At 65.5% G+C, this 18,972-nt stretch carries 16 protein-coding genes and 1 pseudogene; 7 read left to right on the plus strand and 10 right to left on the minus strand.

The genetic code is table 11. The annotated features are described in order from the left end of the window. Positions 1-137: 137 nt before the first annotated feature. The 6 genes from ABQF13_RS24715 to ABQF13_RS24740 form a co-directional block, all read right to left on the minus strand. The gene (locus ABQF13_RS24715) at positions 138-893 is read right to left on the minus strand and encodes a prolipoprotein diacylglyceryl transferase (protein ID WP_448395446.1); all 756 of its coding nucleotides are present in this window, start codon (positions 891-893) and stop codon (positions 138-140) included. 13 nt (positions 894-906) lie between these two features. Then, positions 907-1,329 carry a signal peptidase II gene (locus tag ABQF13_RS24720; protein WP_448395447.1) on the minus strand — a complete coding sequence of 141 codons (423 nt, stop codon included), beginning with the start codon at positions 1,327-1,329 and terminating at the stop codon, positions 907-909. Position 1,330: 1 nt separating this feature from the next. Next, on the minus strand, positions 1,331-3,964 hold the full coding sequence (locus ABQF13_RS24725) for a TlpA family protein disulfide reductase (protein ID WP_448395448.1): 2,634 nt from the start codon (positions 3,962-3,964) through the stop codon (positions 1,331-1,333). Between the two features lie 10 nt (positions 3,965-3,974). Beyond that, complete coding sequence (locus ABQF13_RS24730; RefSeq protein WP_448395449.1) at positions 3,975-5,036, minus strand: fibronectin type III domain-containing protein; 1,062 nt, start codon at positions 5,034-5,036, stop codon at positions 3,975-3,977. Between the two features lie 88 nt (positions 5,037-5,124). Continuing rightward, positions 5,125-5,841, minus strand: coding sequence for a DUF1906 domain-containing protein (locus ABQF13_RS24735; RefSeq protein ID WP_448395487.1), 717 nt, complete (start codon positions 5,839-5,841; stop codon positions 5,125-5,127). Positions 5,842-6,011: 170 nt separating this feature from the next. Then, positions 6,012-8,342, minus strand: coding sequence for an arylsulfatase (locus tag ABQF13_RS24740; RefSeq protein ID WP_448395450.1), 2,331 nt, complete (start codon positions 8,340-8,342; stop codon positions 6,012-6,014). A gap of 131 nt (positions 8,343-8,473) precedes the next feature. Between ABQF13_RS24740 and ABQF13_RS24745 the strand changes: the two genes are divergently transcribed. Beyond that, a complete protein-coding gene (locus ABQF13_RS24745; RefSeq protein WP_448395451.1) occupies positions 8,474-9,946 on the plus strand; it encodes a serine hydrolase domain-containing protein in 1,473 nt (490 codons plus the stop codon). On the opposite strand, the gene ABQF13_RS24750 is transcribed toward ABQF13_RS24745, so the two are convergent. Further along, positions 9,899-10,444, minus strand: a complete 546-nt coding sequence (locus ABQF13_RS24750) for a hypothetical protein (protein WP_448395452.1) — start codon at positions 10,442-10,444, stop codon at positions 9,899-9,901. The genes ABQF13_RS24745 and ABQF13_RS24750 overlap by 48 nt on opposite strands. A 52-nt stretch (positions 10,445-10,496) precedes the next feature. Between ABQF13_RS24750 and ABQF13_RS24755 the strand changes: the two genes are divergently transcribed. Beyond that, entirely contained in the window at positions 10,497-10,820 is a 324-nt protein-coding gene (locus ABQF13_RS24755) for an Ntn hydrolase family protein (RefSeq protein WP_448395453.1), read from the plus strand. A gap of 9 nt (positions 10,821-10,829) precedes the next feature. Here ABQF13_RS24755 and ABQF13_RS24760 read toward each other — a convergent pair whose 3' ends face one another. Continuing rightward, the gene (locus ABQF13_RS24760; RefSeq protein WP_448395488.1) at positions 10,830-11,477 is read right to left on the minus strand and encodes a PAS and ANTAR domain-containing protein; all 648 of its coding nucleotides are present in this window, start codon (positions 11,475-11,477) and stop codon (positions 10,830-10,832) included. Between the two features lie 261 nt (positions 11,478-11,738). Here ABQF13_RS24760 and ABQF13_RS24765 point away from each other — a divergent pair, with 261 nt between their 5' ends. Then, entirely contained in the window at positions 11,739-12,080 is a 342-nt protein-coding gene (locus ABQF13_RS24765) for a MerR family transcriptional regulator (RefSeq protein WP_448395489.1), read from the plus strand. A 415-nt stretch (positions 12,081-12,495) separates the two neighbouring features. Here ABQF13_RS24765 and ABQF13_RS24770 read toward each other — a convergent pair whose 3' ends face one another. Then, entirely contained in the window at positions 12,496-14,274 is a 1,779-nt protein-coding gene (locus ABQF13_RS24770; protein WP_448395454.1) for a serine/threonine-protein kinase, read from the minus strand. 202 nt (positions 14,275-14,476) lie between these two features. Between ABQF13_RS24770 and ABQF13_RS24775 the strand changes: the two are divergent. Then, positions 14,477-14,629, plus strand: a pseudogene (locus tag ABQF13_RS24775) ((2Fe-2S)-binding protein); the annotation flags it as partial. Between the two features lie 127 nt (positions 14,630-14,756). On the opposite strand, the gene ABQF13_RS24780 reads toward ABQF13_RS24775, so the two are convergent. Next, positions 14,757-15,386, minus strand: a complete 630-nt coding sequence (locus ABQF13_RS24780; RefSeq protein ID WP_448395455.1) for a hypothetical protein — start codon at positions 15,384-15,386, stop codon at positions 14,757-14,759. Positions 15,387-15,612: 226 nt separating this feature from the next. On the opposite strand from ABQF13_RS24780, the gene ABQF13_RS24785 reads away from it, so the two are divergent. The 3 genes from ABQF13_RS24785 to ABQF13_RS24795 all read left to right on the plus strand — a co-directional run bounded on the left by ABQF13_RS24785 (position 15,613) and on the right by ABQF13_RS24795 (position 18,972). Next, positions 15,613-16,815, plus strand: coding sequence for an amidohydrolase (locus tag ABQF13_RS24785; protein WP_448395456.1), 1,203 nt, complete (start codon positions 15,613-15,615; stop codon positions 16,813-16,815). Positions 16,816-16,918: 103 nt separating this feature from the next. Continuing rightward, positions 16,919-17,770, plus strand: coding sequence for an SDR family oxidoreductase (locus ABQF13_RS24790; RefSeq protein ID WP_448395457.1), 852 nt, complete (start codon positions 16,919-16,921; stop codon positions 17,768-17,770). Between the two features lie 23 nt (positions 17,771-17,793). After that, positions 17,794-18,972 carry a metallophosphoesterase gene (locus tag ABQF13_RS24795; RefSeq protein WP_448395458.1) on the plus strand — a complete coding sequence of 393 codons (1,179 nt, stop codon included), beginning with the start codon at positions 17,794-17,796 and terminating at the stop codon, positions 18,970-18,972.

Genomic DNA, 18,972 nt, shown 5'->3' on the forward strand with positions numbered 1-18,972 from the left:
ACACCGACAAATTCACTCGCACTGACTCAGACTTTTTGACGGGTCGCGTTATCCACAGCGCGGCCGACGTTGAGGAGGTTGAGTGAGGCATGGTCCGATTCCCGGGCCGCAGAGATCTAGCTCTTTTCGTTGGGAACTCACGAACGCCAAGCAATCAAGATCAGCGCACCGCTCGCGCCCACAGCGATCAGCAGCGCCACCAGCTGGTTGATCCGCACGCCGCCCCAGATGACAGCCGGCCGTTCCCGCAGGGGCTCGAGAATGAACCGTCCGACGCCATACCAGGCGAGAACGGCCAGCGCGCAACTGCCCGCAGGGGATCCCGTGGGCCACGAGGCGAGAAAGCCGAGCAGACCAAGCAGCCACCACGCCATCTCGAGGAATTGGACCGGAACGCGTCGCTTACGCACGCCAACGGTGTCATGCAGGAAAACCCCGAGCGGCCCGTCGGTCTCGCGCCCGCCGCAGCAGCCGTTGAACACACAGCCCAGCCGGATCCAGAAGCCGCCCGCGAGTACGCCGACGGCCATCTGATCCCACAACACGGCCGCCGGTATGTCGATCACGGCCGCAGCGATGACCGAGACGGGGACAAACGTCAGCAGGGCCCCGAACACGCTCATCCCTCCGGACGCGGTGCGCCACAACGCGCGTGGTGAGCCCGCATCGAGATAGCGCGGCGCATGGACGAGCAAGTGATACATCCGTGCGCCGATCAAGCCTGCGAGTGCCGAGACCATCGCTGCCAACCCCACGCGCAGCGGCGACAGCCCCGCCGTGTCTGCCATCGCCGCCGTGGTCAGCGTGCCGACACAGATGCCCGCTGCCAGAAAGATTTTGTACGCGTTGACCCGACGACCCGCGATCGTGAAGAACCGCGGAAACCCTGACACGGAGACGCCCGATTTACCCCGGGACGGCACCGACTACCCTCAGCAGTTCGATCCCAGTCCCAAGCGCACCGACCGCCAGCGCGACATCGGCGACATTGAACGCCGGCCAGAACCGCAGGCACACGAAGTCCGTGACCGAACCCCGCAGCCAGCTTTCCACGACGTTGCTGAGCGATCCGCCGAGCAGCAGCCCGACGAACACAGCGGACGACAGCAGCGCCGTGGCGGCGATCATCAGTGCCCCGGCTGATACGGCCCAGAGCCCCAGCGTGTTCGGCACAGTCTTGGCCGATCGCGCCAGCCACAATCTTCCCGCCACCATCCGCAGACTTCCGAACGGCCCCAGCCGCACGACGTCGAACTGGGGGCTGCGAACCAGAAGCTTCACCGCTTGATCGGTCGCCAGCACGACGACAGCGGTCAGAACCAGTTGCATCTCAACCATTCGTGACCGATTTCGGTCGCTCGTGGTGCGCCGTTCCGAATTGGACGTGTGCTACGCGCCCGTCGGCGTCGATCTGAATCGTGGTGGGCCAGCACCTAAGTCCGTATCTGCGCGCAATCCGCTGCTGGTGGTCCTGCGCGAGAGGGTAGGTCAGCCGCAGGCGCTTGCGGATGTCGTCGACCGCCTCGGCGTTGACGCCGCCGTGAACGCCGACGATGAACGGCGCCTTTCGGCCGTCCTGGTACATCTGCTGCAGGCGGCTCAACTCTGAAAGACATGGTACGGACCACGATTGCCAGAAGCTGAGAATCACATCGCGGCCGCGAAACCGGTGTAGCGCATACTGATGCTCGCCGTCTTGGAACCTGATATCGGGCGCCGACGCACCTGGTGAGACAGCCAGCTGGAGTGGACGAAAGCCTGACGGCGCCGACGGGCCAGCGCAGTTGTCCAGCGCGGCAACGATTTCATCGGGCTGGGGTCCGCCTTCGTGCTTCCAGACGAACTCTCGCCTGGCATTGATCAAATAGGTCGACGGCAGGCGGGAGACTCCGAACGTCGTTGTCCATCCGCCCTCGTCGTCCTGGGTGATGTGCATTGCGGGAAGACCTTCGCGAGGCAACCCGAGCCGGCGTTCCACCTCGCCACGAGGTGCGTCGAACGTGCCGTTCGACACCACGACAACGACCGTCACCGAAGAGCTGTCGCGAGCTCGGCGCAATGCCTCGAGGAGCGGCTGAAGCGGCCGATCCTGCTGATCATCCACGAAGTACACCAATGCATTCCGCCGTACCGAGGTGTCTCCGGGTAAGGCGACCACGCTTGCGTGCCCGGCGATCGCCTGGCTCAGCGGGACCGTGTCGGCCACATCGGGCCGCCAGATCGGCACCGTCACCGGCCCCCACCACGACGGAATGTCTATCGCGAACTCCGGTTCCTGCACCTGACACGTCGTACCGGCCGCGACGCTCGACTGCTGCCCCGACGGTCCGATCTGACTGCCCTCGATGCGCAGGCAGACCTGGCTGACGTTGGTGGGGCCTGCAGGCTTGGCAAGGATGAAGCGGTGCTCGTCGGCCACGGTTTTCTGGACGCCTGACCAGATGCTGGCGGGATGCGAGTGCTCCACCCACGTCCAGACGAAGCGTTGGACGGTGCCGGCGGGAATCCAACTGTTCAGTGCCGTGAACGCGGCGCCGCCGTGGGTCTCCTCGACGGTGACCACCGGCGGACGGCGGTTCTGGCTGCGAATCTCGCCGCGTACCAACGCGATCTCGGGGGTGATGTCGACGGCCGTGTAAGAAGCCGACGCGGCGGTGTCGAATGCGCGCAGCCCGCGGGTGAGTGCATTTCTAGCATCGTCGAAAACGCGGCGGATCGCTGGTTGGTTCTGCACGAGCGCGTTGTCGAGTTCGGTCGTCACGACGCTGGTCGCCCTGCTGTGCGGGATGAACCACGACTCGTCGACGTCGGGCTCGCCATCGCGTTCGAGGCTGATGCCCTGGCTGCTCGTATCCAGGACCAATACGACGCGCTGTTTGAAGCTGACGAACCCGTTGGGCGCCCACACGGTGTCGGTTTCTGCCGCGACCCGCCCGGCGATCTCGATCGCGCCCGACTTGAATGTCAACGTCGGTCCGGAACTGAACCGCAAGCGGTAGTTGACCGAAACGGATCCGCCGAAGATGGTGCTGATCGTGAAGGTCAACGGGGGTCGGTTTCTGACTGCCTGACGGATGGCCTCGACGTCGATGAAGGTGTTGACGTGTTCCTTGCTGACCGCAAAGCCGAATCCGCTTGAGCCGAGGAAGGATTGCGTGAGCCCTTGCAGCCCGCCAGGTGGAGCCGGAGTTCCTGAGAATTGGTACGGCAGGGCGATTATCTGGCCGGGCCCGGACCCGACGCCCTTGAAATCAGCGAAAGCGAAGTCGTGGGGCAGATCGACGGGCAGCAGGGACACCCCCTCGCGGATGAACTTGCGAACCTCAGCTGCGATTCGGCTCACAGCCGGCGGGGCCAATCCGCTGCCCGGCGCAGCGATGAAGTCGATCTTGGCGTCCTGCGCCGACGGCCGGATGAGCAGCCGGCGTCCGGTTCCGTACGGTATCTGGCTGACATCGAACGTGGCGTGCACCTCGCCGTGCACCGATGGCGGCAGCTCCGTCGTACCGGGGTCCGGGTAATACTGCGCCCGGACCGCCGCGCGGATGACGACCTCGGTGGACGAGCCGTCCGGCACTGACACCGTGATCGACGAGATCTGCAGTTTGGCTCTGCCGCGCACCACGTTAGGGGGCAGCTCGATTGCCCAACCCCGATCGAACCCATCGAATGCGTCCGCGAACCTTCGCACGGTGCCAGGCGGTGCGGTCGCCGTCAGTTGGCCGCGCAGATCGGCGAGCCCGCGGCCCGAGGTGGTGCGCTGGTAGGCGACCAACCAATTCGCGAACGCCCCGACGTCCGCGCGTCTGCGGCGAGGATCACCGATGCGCGTGGACACACTGTGCATCAGCTTCAGCGGCGTATCCAGGTCACCGTTCTGGTGCAGGGTTCCCAACAGGCCGTTGATCTGTCGCGCGGCGATGTGCACCGCCGCGGGGTACTCGCCGGTGAACGGATTGGCCATGGCTGCCTCGCTACGAGATCGGGGTAAGCCGCACAGCCAGCTCGGCGTAATCGACTCCGTCGGCGCGCTGTGCGGTGATCGGGACCGACGCGTTTCCCGGCGCATCTCCGATGACGATGCCGATGCCGTCGGCTTGACCGGTGAAACGCAACGTCTGGTTGTAGTTGGTGATGGCCCCCGACGCGGTGGTGAACATCTGCACGACCATCTCGTAGACGGCCGAGGTGACCGTCTGTGACAGCGATGTCCCAGCTTCCGTGCCGGCCGCTGCGGTTACAGCGCCGAACGCGGACACTGCGAGGTAGGAAGCCGAGCATCCTTCGACGGTGATGGACGCCGCGCCCGCGCGCTCAACGGCCACCGCTACCGGCTGGTCGCCCGTCGGAGGGTTCAGCAAACCAAAGAACTCCTGGTAGATGAAGGTGCCGTTGATCGCCGTCAGGGCCGCATTGTTGAGGCCGACGACGCCGAGTGAGGTCATCGGATTGTCGCCGTAGGTCGCCGTGCGGGTCGGCGATCCACTCGGCGGTAAGAAGCCACCCCGATGCGCCCACCGCATCCCGACGATGACCGCGGTGGAATCGGCAGATGCGGTGTGGTTCCATGTCGCCGCGGCGCTGTTGGTGCCGGACCCGGAACCGCCCGCGCCTGCGGCGTCAAAGGTCGGCGGAGGGAAGGTGGTGCCCGTGACAGGCGCGGACGGCAAAGATGCGTCGCCGTCGGCGAATATGGCCTTCGCCGTGTACGTATAGCTGGTGGCCGGATCGAGTCCGGGATCCTCGCGGCTGAGCAGCGACGCGACCACCTTGAATCGATAGGGCGGATCCGGGGGTCCGGTCGGGTTGACTCTAGTCCTTTCGAACTCGATTTCCGTTGCCGTTGGGTCGATCATCCACGTCAGCGTGATGACGCTCATGCTCTTGCCGGCGGCCGATTCGATCACGGGTCCGGGTTCTGGGTCGTCGATACGGTCAAGACCAAAGACCTGATCGCAACCGGCGAACCCGAGCAGCAGCACGACCGGCACGACGATGGCCGGAACAATGAGCACGAGCAGCAGCCACTCGGACATCAGAAGGTTGAGCATATTCCGCGGTGCCCCACACCGCGGGCCTTTGGTGGCGAGGGCGCCGAGCAAAACTCGCGCGGTTCGCGCGCGCTCAGCTTCGGTCGAGATCCCACTGGCCGAAATCAGAAGCGAGGACTTCGTTCGCATCGACCTGCGTGCCGCCCATGGCGATACCGGTGTCCGGCCCGGTGACCACCACCGCCTGATACAGCACCGCCCGCGGCTCGCGCTTACCGGCGGACCACGCCTTGGTCTGCCAGGCCCACCAGTGCCCGTCTGACGTCGAGCGGCCGATCACCGCATCGTCGATCGCCCACGCGCACACCCGCGCGTGGCCGTAGACGCCGGTGCGCTCCACGCCCACAACGGAGTTGATCCCTCGAAGCCACTGCACGGCAACGCTTTCCCAGGTGTCGAGGTCGATATCCTCGTCGATGCTGAAGAAGATCGGCGCAGACTCCGGACCGCCTGCTGCGGCGTGCCACCGCAACGCGGTCTGCGCATCCGCCGCCCCGCCCTGATAACCGCGGGTGTAGTCCGACGGCGTCGCCCAACCCGGCTTGCCGTACTGATAGCAGCTGACCACGTGCAAACCGGCCGCCCGCAGTGCATCCGCGTACTCGCGGGTGACCGGCTTGAAGTCGAAGTCGGCGCCCGGCCGCAACTCGGACACGTAGACCAGCGCCCCGTCATAGCCGGCCGCCTTGATCTGCTCGGCGGGCACCTGCCGGTGGGTGAAGTCGACCAGCCGCAAGGGCCGCGCATCGGCCGTCGGCGCAGCAACCGCCGCGCCCGCCATACCGAGCATCACCAGCACAGGTGCGGACGCGCCAAATCTGAGGACGTCGCGCCGCGAGAAAGGTCGCGGTCCGTCACTCGCGTTGTGCACCGCGTGATGGTAACAACGCTGCGAGGCTATCCATCGCGCTCTGAGCGCCCCGTCCGGATCGCTGCCCAGACCAGTTTCGCTGGTGGACTTCACGTATAGGCGACATGAACCTCATGAATGTGGCCCTCGAAGGGGAACGGGGCGCGTTCGCGGTAGTCCATTGACACGGGTGAGCCCAGACAGGTACCGATGTCTAAGCAGTCGTTGGCCGTGAACAGCAGCGGGGCGCTCACTGGAACCTGGCCTGCCGCGAGGATCTCCTCGCCGCTGCGCAATGTCACGTCCAGCGGACCACCGGGCCGCTCCTCGGCGTACCGGGTTTCGACGCTGATAGTCGCTCGGCCCGCCGATAGCTTGTTCGGGGATCGGATCTTTGTGCGCATCAGAATGAACAAGTTGTATTCGTAGCAGAGGTAGCCGTCGTCGAGGTAGCACGTCAGGCCGCCCGCCGCGGCCCCGAGTGCATACAGCACACCGTTGGCGCTCTCAGGTAGGTCGGCGTCGATCGTGACTAGATTGTTCTTATTGCCCAGCGCCGGGGCGCAGAACTCTGGCATCCGGATGGTGTCGCCGCAGAACCGCCACTGCCGGTACGGCGGCGCGATCCGCAACTCGGGGTGGTAGACGGGCACCCACAGGCCACCGCCGACGGGCAGTACCGAGTTGCGTGCGGCCTCGATGGCGAACATCTCGCGCATTTGAAGTAGCTTCTCCGGCTGCAACCTGGCAAGGTCGTGTGCTTGCGACCAGTCTTCGTCAAGGTGATACAGCTCCCACGTGTCGTTATCAGGGGTCCAAGTGTCGATACCTTCGGGTTGTCCTGGCACCCACGGCAGTCGCGGACCGCGCGCCGATGCCAGCCACCCGTCGTGGTAAATCGCCCTGCTGCCCATGATCTCGAAGTACTGCGTCTTCTTTCCGCCGGCTGCGGACCTGTCGATCAGCGTGTGCGCGAAACTGGCGCCCGCCAGGGCAATCTGCGGCTCCCCGTACACAACCCGGGGTGGCTCAATGCCGAGAACGTCGTAGATGGTGGGCACGATATCGTTGCAGTGCAGGAAGACATCGCGGGGCGTCGTGTCCGATGAGATCTTGGCGGGCCACCTAACCGCCATCGGGTTGCGGGTACCGCCGAGGTGCGATGCCAGCAGCTTCATTCCTTTGTACGGCGTGCTGCCTGCCCATGCCCACCCTGCGTGATACTGGTTGTCGACCAGCGGGGAGCCGAGCACCTCCAAACCGCCCAATTCATCGAGCGCATCGATGTGTTGACGAACAGTGGTAGGAATCCCGTTCTGCGCCAACAGTTCTGCGATGGTACCGTTCTGGCCTTCGCCCGACGAACCGTTGTCACCCCAGATATAGAAGAACAGCGTGTTGTCGCCGTAGCCCAACGCGTCGAGCTCGTCGGCAAGCCGGCCGACCTGCGCGTCGACGTGCTCGGCGTAACCCGCGGCGACTTCCATCAGCCGGCGCTGGAAGGGCCTCTCGTCTGCGGGGATGCTGTTCCATGAAGCAAGCGTCTCGTCACGCTCGGTGAGTTCACAGTTCTGCGGAATCCAGCCTTTCTCCTTGGCGCGCGCGAACACGCGCTCCCGGTACGCATCCCAGCCGTCATCGAACTTGCCCGAGTACCGGTCAGCCCATTCCTTCATGATGTGGTGGGGACCGTGCAGGCAGCCGCTGGCCCAGTACATGAAGAAGGGCTTGTCGGCATTGAACGCCTTGTGACGCCTCAACCACCCGATCGCATCGTCGGCCAGATCCTCGGAAAGGTGATAGCCCTCTTCGGGAGTTCGCGGTGGAGCCACCACGGTGGTGTTGCGGACCAGATGCGGCTCGTACTGAGACGCTTCGCCCGCGAGGAATCCGTAGAAGTATTCGAAACCCAATCCGGTGGGCCAGTTTTCGAATGGACCCGCAGCCGTGGTTTCTTCGGCGGGGGTGTTGTGCCACTTACCGAACGCGGACGTGGCGTACCCGTACTGTTTGAGCACCTCGGCGACCGTCGCGCTGCTGCGCGGGATCTTTCCCGCATAGCCGTCCCAGTCGTTGGCCAACTCGGCGATCTGGCCGTTGCCGATCTCGTGATGGTTTCGCCCGGTCAACAACGAGGCTCGAGTTGGCGAGCACATCGCCGTGGTGTGGAACCGGTTGTACGACACACCTTCCGCGCATATTCGGCCCATCGTGTCGGTGCGTACCTCACCGCCGAAGGTCGACGGCAGACCCGGCCCGGCGTCGTCGATCAGCACGATCACGATGTTGGGGGTGTCGTCGTGCAGGCGGGGCGGGATGACCCGCTGCGAATAGGTCGATTCCTGCAGCGTTCGCCCCGCGGTGCTCGCGGACGGCACCGTCGCGAAAGGCAGCGTCTCGCCGCCTGGCAGCTTCGGAGCAACGATGTCTTCCACGCCCACGGTGACTCATTCCCCTGCTGGTTTCTGCTTTTTTAGTCACCTTACGGCCGGCCTGACAATGTCATCGGAGAAACAACGGTTGTGATGCACTCCTGACGTCCTACGCTGGGGCGCGCCCGCACCGTCAATGGATGGAGGTGGCAATGGTCAGGTTCGCCGCGTCGGCCCTGCTTCTCCTGGCATGGGTCACCTCGTGTGGCCATGCGTCAGCGCCCGCTGTGCACCAACCCCCGTCGCATACCCTGACACCGCCGGTCGTGACCAGCCCGGTGCGGACGCCGACTGTCCCGCCCACGCCCGACATCCCGGCCGTCTCCGAGGTGATCACCGACGCGATCGCCGCACATCGGCTCCCCGGTGCCGTCGCCGCCATCGGGCACGGCGGCAAGGTCGTCTTCGAGCGCGCCTACGGAGTACGCAAACTGGCCGGCGAACAAGGGCTCCACGGCGCACCTTCACCCGCCGAGCCGATGACCGCGGACACCATCTTCGACGTCGCGTCGCTGACGAAACCGCTGGCCACGGCGACCGCCGTTATGCAGCTCTACGAACAGGGCAAGGTCGAACTCGACAAACCCATCCAGACCTACCTGCCCGCATTCAACCCGGACAACGATCCGCAGCGCGCCAAAATCACCGTGCGCATGTTGCTCACCCACACGTCGGGTGAACCGGACGTGCTGGACCTGCGCGAACCCTGGGGCCTCGACCACGCCGACAAGGCAGGGGGCATCCAGCGCGCTCTGAGCGCCCCGCTGCTGTCGGAGCCCGGCGCGGTGTTCCGCTACTCCGACATCGGCTTCATTCTGCTCGGCGCGATGGTCGAAAAGGTCACGGCCCAGACATTGGACGCCTACGTTCAGCGCAACATCTTCGCGCCGCTCGACATGCGCGACACCCGCTACCTGCCGCCGGCGAAAGCCTGTGGGCCCCACAAGATCAGGGGAGTGGCACTGGCGTGGGCGCCAGAACGAGGCAACCAGAAAAGCTGTACCGCGGGCACCTGGAACACGGATCTGTTACCGCGGATCGCACCGACAGCGCTCGACGGAGAACACGCCGCCGACCCCGCCGAGAACCCCAACTTCGGCCGCTTGCTGCGCGGCACGGTGCACGACCCGACAGCGCGTCGCATGGGCGGGGTCGCCGGATCAGCGGGCGTGTTCTCCACCGTGCACGATGTCAGCCGCTTCGCCCAGGCGCTGCTGGATCGGCTGGCGGGTCGACCGAGCCCATTTCCGTTGCAGCAGGCGACTTTGCAGTTGATGACGACCCCTCAACAACCTGGCCATTCGACCGACCAGCTGCAAGCAGCCAAGGCCGCAGCCCGCGCTGGCGCTCCGAGATATCCGGCGATCGGGGGACAAAACCTGCGCGGCTTCGGCTGGGACATCGACACCGGCCACTCCCGGCCGCGAGGCACGATCTTTCCGATCGGCAGCTTCGGCCACACCGGCTTCACCGGAACCTCGCTCTGGCTCGACCCGGGCTCAAACACCTACGTCGTACTGTTCACCAACGCGATCCACTTGCCCGGCAGCCGGCCCGTGTCCGATCTACAGGGTGCGGTGGCGACGGCCGCGGCCCAAGCGCTGGGTATCTGAGGTCGAGCTCGGTGTCATGGCCCAGGCCGCCAAACCCACTGCGACAGCGGAAAGTACGTGCCAGGCGCCGTGGAACTGCCACAGGCTGTCCGGCCGGCACAGCGGTGACCCCGAACGTCCTGCGGCATAGGCGAGCATGCCCAACGCGAAGACCCCGGCAGCCGTCGCCCACAATGCCCGTCGCGCCCGCAGGCGGCTGCGGGCCAGACCGGCGGCACAGATCACGACGAGGGCGACGATGGGCCAGTCGTGAGCGGTCTGCGCCCAAGGCGGCTGCGGTCCGTGGTAAGCGAAGCTGCCCAGCCCCACCGTCAGCGCCGCCAATCCGGTAAGAGCCACCAGCACGGCCGCCGTTCGCATCGCCCGCCACAACACGACCATCCCGACGACGAGGTAGGCCAGGCTGGTCACCGCCAACACCGGCTGCGCCAGCGCGGCGTCCGTAATGCGTGCGCAGTCGGCCTGACCGAGGCTGGCCGGGACCGTGAAGTTGTGCATCGGCGGCCACCGTAACCCGCCCGCATCCCGATGTGTGCCGTGCGAACATCGCATGGTGACGGTGGTTCTGGCGCTGCGCTGCGCCGACGGGTTGGTGATGGGGTCGGTTTCTCAGATCACCGATCCGGGTCGCGGGTTGAGCTATCCCGCGCAGAAGCTGCACATGATGGGAAAGCGCGCGGCCTGGGCGGCCGCGGTTCCGGTGCTCGACGCACTCGATGTGTCGTCGCCCAGCGTCGGTGGGCCGATGGACCTGTGTCGTATCACCCCCGACGGGTCGCGTCACCTCGACCCAGACGAAGTCGAGGGCGTCCGCGCGCAAGTCGACCGGTGGCTGCGGCTCGAGAAAAGCGCGCTAGACGGATTGTTCGAGTGAGAAGCCTCGTCAGGAGATGGTCAACAGCGCGTGGTCGACCCGTGCCCGGGTATCGTCCGGCAGGCCGCCAGCCATTTCATCGACGAACCGGCGGGCCAACTCGCGGACTTTGATGTTGGTCTCCTGCGAGCGCCAGACCAGGATGTCGAAGGCCCGGTCTGCGCTGATTCCGTACGCGGCCATCAACAAGCCCTTGGCCTGCTCGATCACGGCGCGGCCCTCGGCCATCTTGGACAGCGCCGCGGAGATGTCGGATTGCATGGTCTCGGTGTAATCGACGTAGAAGCCGGTTGTGCCCACGACGTTGCCCGCCTCGTCGACCATGCGGTCACCGACGACGATGACCCAGTGGGTGCGTCCAGCGGTGTCGACGATGCGGTGCCGGCTGCTGAACGGCTCCCCGTTCGCGACCCTCTCCAAAATTTCAGCGACCTGTTGACGGTCGTCCGGATGCTTGTGCCGCAGTAGCAGCTCGATTGTGGGCGTCACGGTGCCCGGCTCGTAGCCATGCATCCGCTCAATGTTGTCCGACCATTCCCACCGCTGCTCGGCGGTGTAAAAGCGGAAACTGCCTACTCGCTGGGGTTCGCCGGTGCCCACCGCGAGCTCGACGGCTTCGTGGTTGGTCTCCGAATCGCCGTCGCGCGAACCCGTCATCGTGCTGGGCATGGAAGTCACCGCCGTCGCGGCTCCCGGTCCTATGTCGCCGTCGTGGGTGTCATCGCTCGGATGCAACACCATGACTTCCTCCCCGTCGCTGCGTTCTCAACGCGAGCAAAAAATCTATGGTCGAACAGATAGATTTTTTATAGCAGTATCGATGTTTTTGTGCAATCTCGTCAGCAGATAGTGTTCCTGTTACAGTGCATATCGCTAAAGGGATGCCGGAACGCTACGCACACGATGGTTGACGACGAAATGACGGATGAGCTGGCAAACGCCGCGCCTCCCGCGTCTGACCGCGGGGTATACGGAATCTCGGTAGCTGCCGAACTGTCGGGTATCAGCGAACAGTCATTGCGGCTCTATGAGCGCCACGGTCTTCTGAAGCCCTCGCGTAGTCCCGGCGGAACACGTCGCTACAGCGCCGATGACATCGTTCGACTTCGGCGGATCAAAGAACTCGTCGACGACGGGGTCAACCTCGCCGGTATCGGTCGCATCCTCTCCCTGGAGGACCGCAACGCCGCCCTCGACGAACGCAACGTCACCCTGGAGAGTGACAACGACGCGTTGCGCAACGAAAAACTCGGTATGTAAGTCGCCACCAGTGCGGGCCACAGCTCGCCGATGGTGCTGCGGCGCCGACGCGCTTTGCGCAGTACGACGACCCCGTGGGCGAAGGCGCCGAGCGCACCTGGGCGGCGGGATTTGGTGCGCTGCACCTTGGCCGCCGCCCACCCCGTGACGGCGCCGAGCAGAAATAGTCCGCGGCTGCGTCTGTGGTTCCGCAGCACTGCAAACGCAGCGATAAAGCCAGATATTGCTCCGGTGACGGCAACCGTGATGAGAAGAAGGGCAAGTGCTGCTGCTCCGAGCACAGTCAAGGCGTACCTCTGGGCATCGTTTGGCGAACCAGTCGCTTGATCAAACCACCGGTGTTGCGCGAACAGGGGGCCGTGACCAAACCGAGGGTGAAGTGTTAGCGGGCCGCCGCATCCCGAGCGGATTGGCCCTAACCGGCCGCCTGAAGTGTGATCTCCGAGATCTCCGTGCGGCTCTGGCCGTTGGTCGTGCCCAAGGTGGAGATCCACACCAGCACATTGGACGTCTTGGTCTCGTTGTCCACTTCGATGCGGTTGTGCCCGGGCTGCAGCGGTGTGGTCGGCGTCAACTCGGTGGTATCCGACAGCTCAGCAGGGTTTTCGGTGGGCGACGAGCGGATCTGCACCTCGGTCCCCGTGCTGGACAAGTCGATCGTGACGACGCCGAGCTCGGTCGGTTCGGACAGGTGCAGCATCAGGCCCATGCCTTCGATGAAGTTCGGGAACGGGACGGCGTCCTTGTACGTGACGGTGGACCATGCCGTGTCCGGGTCGCCGTCGATCGCCAGATCGGCATCCTGCGGATTGTCCGGGGCGCCGGCGGGGGAGAACACCGTCGCGCTCACGGGCTTGACGATCGGTCCCGGGCCACCCCACAGGCCGAACCCATCGGTGACGTAGGCCACCGAGGCCGCGGCCAAAACGATCACGCCGATCAGCGCGCCGAGCGCGATGAACAGCCCTGAGCGATGGCGTTTCTTGTTCCGCCTCGACGGCTCGTCGCGTCGCGGCTGCGTTGGGGGCGGCGACGACCGCCTCTTGGGCCGGGCACCGGCTGACACGTTGACGATGGTGTCGGCGTCCAGCGTGTCGCCGTCCCAGACACCGCCCACCTCGACCTCGTCGCCTTCTGCCAGTTGCCCCGCGACCAGTTGCGTCTGGATCTCGACCGGAACCGGAGCGCCCCGGTTGTCGATGGGGTTGTGGGGCACTACGTGGAACGACAACACCCCGACGTCATGTTGGGCGTCGACGACGTTCTGCGCCACACCGCGCGCGGTGCCGTGCACCACCAGCCGCTCGAGCCGCTGTGTGGACACGTGGCCCGACGGCGTCGCGCCCGAATGCGGTTGCGTCCCGGGCGCTGCGAGGGCCCGAGCGAAGTCGAGGCAGTTTCGATATCGCTGGTTGGGATCTTTGGCCAGCGCCTTCATCAGCACCGCGTCCAGACGGGCGAGTTCGGGTCGATGATCGGAGAGCCGTGGTGGTGGCGTATTGAGCTGGTGGCTGATCACCACGGCGGGATTGGAATCCTCGAACGGTGGCTTGCCGGTCAGCAGGTGAAATGCCGTGGCCGCCAGCGCATATTGGTCTGCGCGCCCGTCGAGCGGCTTGCCGAGAAGTTGCTCGGGGGCCACGTAGTTGATCGTTCCCATCGCGACGTTGTCTTTGGTCAGGTTGCTGGACTCGTCGATTCTGCGGGCGATCCCGAAGTCGGTCAGCAGCACCCTGCGACGCTGGCCATCGGGCGCGGTGACCAGGATGTTCTCCGGCTTGATGTCACGGTGTAGCAGACGGCGCTCATGACCGAAGTCGAGCGCATCGGCCACCGCCATGACGATCTCTGCCACTTCGTGTTCCGGCATACCGCACGAATAGCGCTCCCGGATCAACCGCCCGGCGTCGGTGCCGTCCACGTAATCCATCGAGATCCACAGGCGGCCGTCGAACTCGCCGCGGTCGAGGACACCGACGATATGCGGGTGCCACAGTGTCGCGGCCAATTCTGCCTCGCGGATAAACCTCGCCCGGAACTCCTCGTCAGCCGCCGAAGACGCCGACAAGATCTTCAGCGCGTCATGACGAGGCAGCCGGGGGTGCTGGGCGAGGTACACCTCGCCCATTCCGCCAGTACCGAGCAACCGCTGAATGACGTAGCCCGCGAAGATCTCACCGTGGTTCAACGGCATGCCGAAAGCCTACAAACCAGCACAGTTGAGCCGTGAACTCCGCCGGTGACGAGGCATTTTCGGCCGGCGCGTGAGATAACGACGGGACGGATACAAAACGGTCGACCGTAGCTCTTGCCATGCTTAGGCTGGCCTAATAAGCTCACGGAAGTTAGGTGAGACTTAGCTTGTTTGACGCGGTCCGACCATCGAGGTGTCTTAGTTGTTCGTTTGTCTATGCACAGGCGCTACCAGCGAGTTGGTCGCTGACGCGGTAGCGAACGGGGCGCTCACCTCAAACCAGGTCACGGCCGCGTGCGGCGCCGGAGCGGACTGCGGACGGTGTCGGCGCAACCTCCGCGCGATCATCGCAAGCGTCAACGGTCAATCGGGCGGCCGCGCACGCGGCGGATCGTCGTTCGGGACCCATCGGTGCGCGATGGGACCGACCCCGTGTAGCGAGCCCGCCTGCGTGGCGTCGGGCAGCTAGCCGCTGCCCGACGTCAACTGCCGTCGCGGGTTTTGGACCGCGGCCGGGTCAGGCGCCATCGGCTCGGTTTCGGCGTCTGGTGCGACTGGGTCCAGTCCTCCCACATGATTTCTTCCGGGGTCTCCGCCAACGGGTTATCCGATACCGACCAGCCGAGCCTCTGCACTTCTGTTGTGCTCCAACGCAGTAGCGAGCCGTCGTTGCCGATCTGCTGTGCCAGCATGGTTCGATCGTCGGGATTCAGCTGGTCACTGAACGCCTGCATGGTGTTTTTCACCTGCCGGTAGGGGACATCGTCGTCGAACTGCTGACAGAGCTCGAGCAGCTCCTGACGGGCGTGGTCAAGCAGCGATTCCGGCTGCGAATCGGCTCGCGCGGCCGTGGGCGCACGCGGCCGCGGTTGTCTCACAGGTCGTGATGCCGGTGGGGCGCTGCCGGCGCTGGCCCGCAGCTCGTCGATTTCCGCGAGGGCGGCCAGGGCGGTGTTGCGCCACCACACGAGGTGATATTCGATGAGCTTCGCCTCGCAGTCGGGGCATACCGCAGTGGGCTGTTCTGCCTGGTCCAACCTGGTGGAGCCGTCGAACGCAAATCCGCAGAGCGCATGGTCGTCGCGGCTGTTGAGGTAGTCCTCATGGTGCACGACGGAATCGGATGCGTTCCGTACGTACCTGTGGGGCGGTTCCACATATGGAAACCTAGTTGACCGTCTCTGAGAAGTCGGCGCGATCGGGCGAACCCGTCTGTACATCAACGCAACTCGTGGACTTCTTGGTGGCGGGCCCGATACCCACCGCGTCGATCCTGACCACAGTGGGTACCAATGGCGAAGGTCGGCGACAGCAGCCACCCCGTCGAAAGGCACCGAGATGTCCACGGCAGATGATTCCTTCGCGACGAACGGCATCGACGAGGTGCAGGTTTGGCAGGAGGAGTTCTACAAGGACCTCCACCGCCACCCCGATGTGTGGGGTGAGGAAGCGCGCACCGCCGCGAAGGTGACGCGCAAACTCGAAGAGATCGGCGTCGACGAAATCCTGCAGATCGGCGGGGGAGTTGTCGGCGTCGTTCGCAACGGCGACGGCCGCCGCGTGCTGTTTCGCGCCGACATGGACGCGTTGCCGGTCACCGAGGCCACGGGCTTGGAGTACGCCTCCACCGAGGAGGGGAAGATGCATGCCTGCGGCCACGATGTGCACGTGGCGTGCGGCCTCGGCGCCGCGGCGCTGCTGACCCGCAACAAAGATGAATGGTCCGGAACCTACCTCGCGCTGTTTCAGCCCGGCGAGGAAACCGCCAAGGGCGCGCAGGCGATGGTCGACGGCGACCTGGTCGACAAGCTGGTGGCAGATAAGCCCGATGTTTGCCTGAGCCAGCATGTGCTGACCAGGCCGGAGGCCGGCCATGTGGCCACCGGAGGTGGGCCCGTGCTGTCGGCCGGTGACAGCCTCAAGGTGACGGTCTTCGGGACGGGCGCACACGGTTCGATGCCCCACCTCGGGGTCGATCCTGCAGTGCTGGCCTCGAGCATCGTGTTGCGGCTGCAGGCCATCATGTCGCGGGAAGTCGCGCCGGGGGAATTTGGTGTCGTCACCGTGGGCTCGGTGAAGGTGGGTGACTCACCCAACGTCATCGCGGACCGGGGCGAGTTGCTGCTCAATGTGCGCACCTACGACAACGCGGTGCGTGACACGATCCTCGGGGCCATCGACCGAATCGTCCGTGCCGAATGTGAGGCGTCGGGCTCACCGCGGGAGCCGACGTTCGAGTCCACCGCGACCTTTCCGCTGACGTCGAACGATCCGGACGTCACCGAAACGGTGAGCACGGCATTCACCCGGGCGTTCGGGGAAGATCGGGTACACGTGTTGGAGCCGGTTCCGGCGTCTGAGGACTTCAGCCGTATCCCGTCGGCGTTCGGTGTGCCCTATACGTTTTGGGGTTTCGGTGGTTTCCTGCCGGGGATGAAGGTGGTGGGTAACCACAACCCGCAGTTCGCACCCGCGATCCAGCCGACCCTGCGCACCGGCACGCAAGCCGCCGTCATTGCCAGCCTCGCCTACCTCGGCTGAGCCGACGTCGTCGCCGTCGGCAGGCCGACGCGTAGCCCGACTATGTTGTTCTGAGGGCGCGCGCTGGGCTGCGCCGGGGAACCGACCTTGTCAGGAGTGGCCAATGGGCGTCTATGCGGTGACGGGATCGGCATCGGGTATGGGGCACGCGGCTGCCGAACAGTTGCGGGCGGACGGTCATACGGTGATCGGCGTCGACCAACGCGACGCCGATGTGGTGGCCGATCTCGCCACCGCGAGCGGTCGTTCGGACGCCGCCGCCGCCGTGCTCGACCGGGTGGACGGCCGACTCGACGGCGCCATCCTGGCTGCCGGAGTCGGCCCGTTGCCGGGGGCGGAGAACGTCCCGTTGATCCTGTCGGTCAACTACTTCGGTGTGACCGAACTGCTCGACGCATGGCGGCCGGCGCTGGCCGCATCCGGAAGAGCCAAAGTCGTTGTGGTAGCCAGTAATTCGACCACCACCATGCCTATGGTGCCCAAGCGCACCGTACGCGCCCTGCTCGACGGTGACTTGGACCGTGCCGTGCGGGCGCTGCGGCTGTTCCGTTCGGCCGCACCATCGTTGGCCTACGGCGGCTCCAAGATCGCCGTCTCGCGCTGGCTGCGTCGCACCGCCGTGCAACCGCAATGGGCCGGCGCGGGTATCAGGTTGAATGCATTGGCTCCCGGCGCGATCCTTACGCCGCTGCTCGAAAAGCAGTTGGCGACCCCGCGGGAAGCCACCACCGTCCGCGCGTTTCCGGTCCCGGTCGGAGGTTTCGGCAGCCCGGACCAACTCGCGCAGTGGATGGTTTTCATGCTGTCGGATGCCGCTGATTTCCTCTGCGGCAGCGTAGTATTCGTCGACGGTGGCTCAGACGCCTACTTCCGTTCCGATGACTGGCCCACCCGGGTGCCGACACGTCGGTTGGCACGGTACGGGCTGCAGTTCTGGCGGGGGAGTCGGAATTGACTCCACACGCAGCAGGTATGTGAATGTTCATCGTCGTTCTCGGTGCGGTGCTCGCAGTGATGCACGTGTACCTGTGGAAGCGCCTAATCAAGGACACCACCGGGCCGGGGCGCACCCGAAGGATCCTCACCGCCGTGCTCGTCGCGCTGGCGGCGCTGTTGTTGGCGGCGCTGGTGCTGCCGCGCGTATTCGGAATCGCCGACGCCGGGTGGTACGCCTGGCCCGGTTACTTCTGGTTCGGTCTGGCGGCCTACCTGTTCCTGACATTGCTGCTGACCGAACCCGTCCGGCTGATGCTGCGCAGGTGGGCCAAACGCGCGCCGAAGGAACAGACCGGCGACGTGACCCCGATGCCACCTGCGATGGACCGGCGGGTGTTTCTGGCCCGGTCCAGCGCCGTGGCCGCCGGCGCGGTATCGGTCGGGATGGTGGGCGTCGGCGCCTTCCATGCGCTGGGCCCACCGCATCTGCTTGCGCTGCCGATGCGACTGCGCCGGCTCGATCCGGTGTTCAACGGTTTTCGAATCGCGGTCGTGTCCGACATCCATCTCGGCCCGTTGGCCGGACGCGCACACACCGAGCGCATCGTCGAGATGATCAACGGGGCCGACGCTGACCTGGTGGCGATCGTCGGCGATCTGGTGGACGGGACCGTTGAGGAGCTCGGTCCGGCCGCAGAGCCCTTGCGCGAGTTGACGGCCCGGGAAGGGACGTTCTTCGTGACCGGAAACCACGAATACTATGTCGCCGACCCCGAGTCTTGGCTGCGCGAACTCGAACGGCTCGACGTCCAGGTGCTGCGCAACGAGAACACCGTGATCCGGCGCGCCGGTGCAGCCTTCGACCTGGTCGGCATCAACGACATCGCCGGCGGCCAACGGTCCGACCCGCCGGACCTAGATCAGGCTTTGGAAATGCTCGACGCGTCGGGGCCCACGATCCTGCTTGCCCACCAACCGGTTCTGGTGACCGAGGCGGCCGCACGTGGAGTGGACCTGCAGCTGTCCGGGCACACCCACGGCGGTCAGATGTGGCCCTTCCACTACGTCGTACGCGCTGAACAGCCCTCGCTCGCCGGGCTGTCCACCGTCGGCGACACCCAGCTGTACGTCACGAAGGGCGCCGGGTTTTGGGGGCCGCCCGTGCGCATCGGTGCGCCGCCGGACATCGCCGTGCTCACGCTTCAGGCCGGCGCAACGTGA

It is taken from the genome of Mycolicibacterium sp. XJ879, from assembly GCF_053483935.1.

What these genes read in the sequence shown, in the direction of transcription:
- ABQF13_RS24720 (WP_448395447.1), bottom strand. Translation starts at nt 1,329, where the DNA reads ATGCAACTGGTTCTGACCGCTGTCGTCGTGCTGGCGACCGATCAAGCG.
- ABQF13_RS24765 (WP_448395489.1), top strand. Translation starts at nt 11,739, where the DNA reads ATGACGGATGAGCTGGCAAACGCCGCGCCTCCCGCGTCTGACCGCGGG.
- ABQF13_RS24795 (WP_448395458.1), top strand. Translation starts at nt 17,794, where the DNA reads ATGTTCATCGTCGTTCTCGGTGCGGTGCTCGCAGTGATGCACGTGTAC.
- ABQF13_RS24735 (WP_448395487.1), bottom strand. Translation starts at nt 5,841, where the DNA reads ATGCTCGGTATGGCGGGCGCGGCGGTTGCTGCGCCGACGGCCGATGCG.
- ABQF13_RS24725 (WP_448395448.1), bottom strand. Translation starts at nt 3,964, where the DNA reads ATGGCCAATCCGTTCACCGGCGAGTACCCCGCGGCGGTGCACATCGCC.
- ABQF13_RS24730 (WP_448395449.1), bottom strand. Translation starts at nt 5,036, where the DNA reads ATGTCCGAGTGGCTGCTGCTCGTGCTCATTGTTCCGGCCATCGTCGTG.
- ABQF13_RS24770 (WP_448395454.1), bottom strand. Translation starts at nt 14,274, where the DNA reads ATGCCGTTGAACCACGGTGAGATCTTCGCGGGCTACGTCATTCAGCGG.
- ABQF13_RS24790 (WP_448395457.1), top strand. Translation starts at nt 16,919, where the DNA reads ATGGGCGTCTATGCGGTGACGGGATCGGCATCGGGTATGGGGCACGCG.
- ABQF13_RS24760 (WP_448395488.1), bottom strand. Translation starts at nt 11,477, where the DNA reads ATGACGGGTTCGCGCGACGGCGATTCGGAGACCAACCACGAAGCCGTC.
- ABQF13_RS24785 (WP_448395456.1), top strand. Translation starts at nt 15,613, where the DNA reads ATGTCCACGGCAGATGATTCCTTCGCGACGAACGGCATCGACGAGGTG.
- ABQF13_RS24745 (WP_448395451.1), top strand. Translation starts at nt 8,474, where the DNA reads ATGGAGGTGGCAATGGTCAGGTTCGCCGCGTCGGCCCTGCTTCTCCTG.
- ABQF13_RS24750 (WP_448395452.1), bottom strand. Translation starts at nt 10,444, where the DNA reads ATGCACAACTTCACGGTCCCGGCCAGCCTCGGTCAGGCCGACTGCGCA.
- ABQF13_RS24755 (WP_448395453.1), top strand. Translation starts at nt 10,497, where the DNA reads ATGGTGACGGTGGTTCTGGCGCTGCGCTGCGCCGACGGGTTGGTGATG.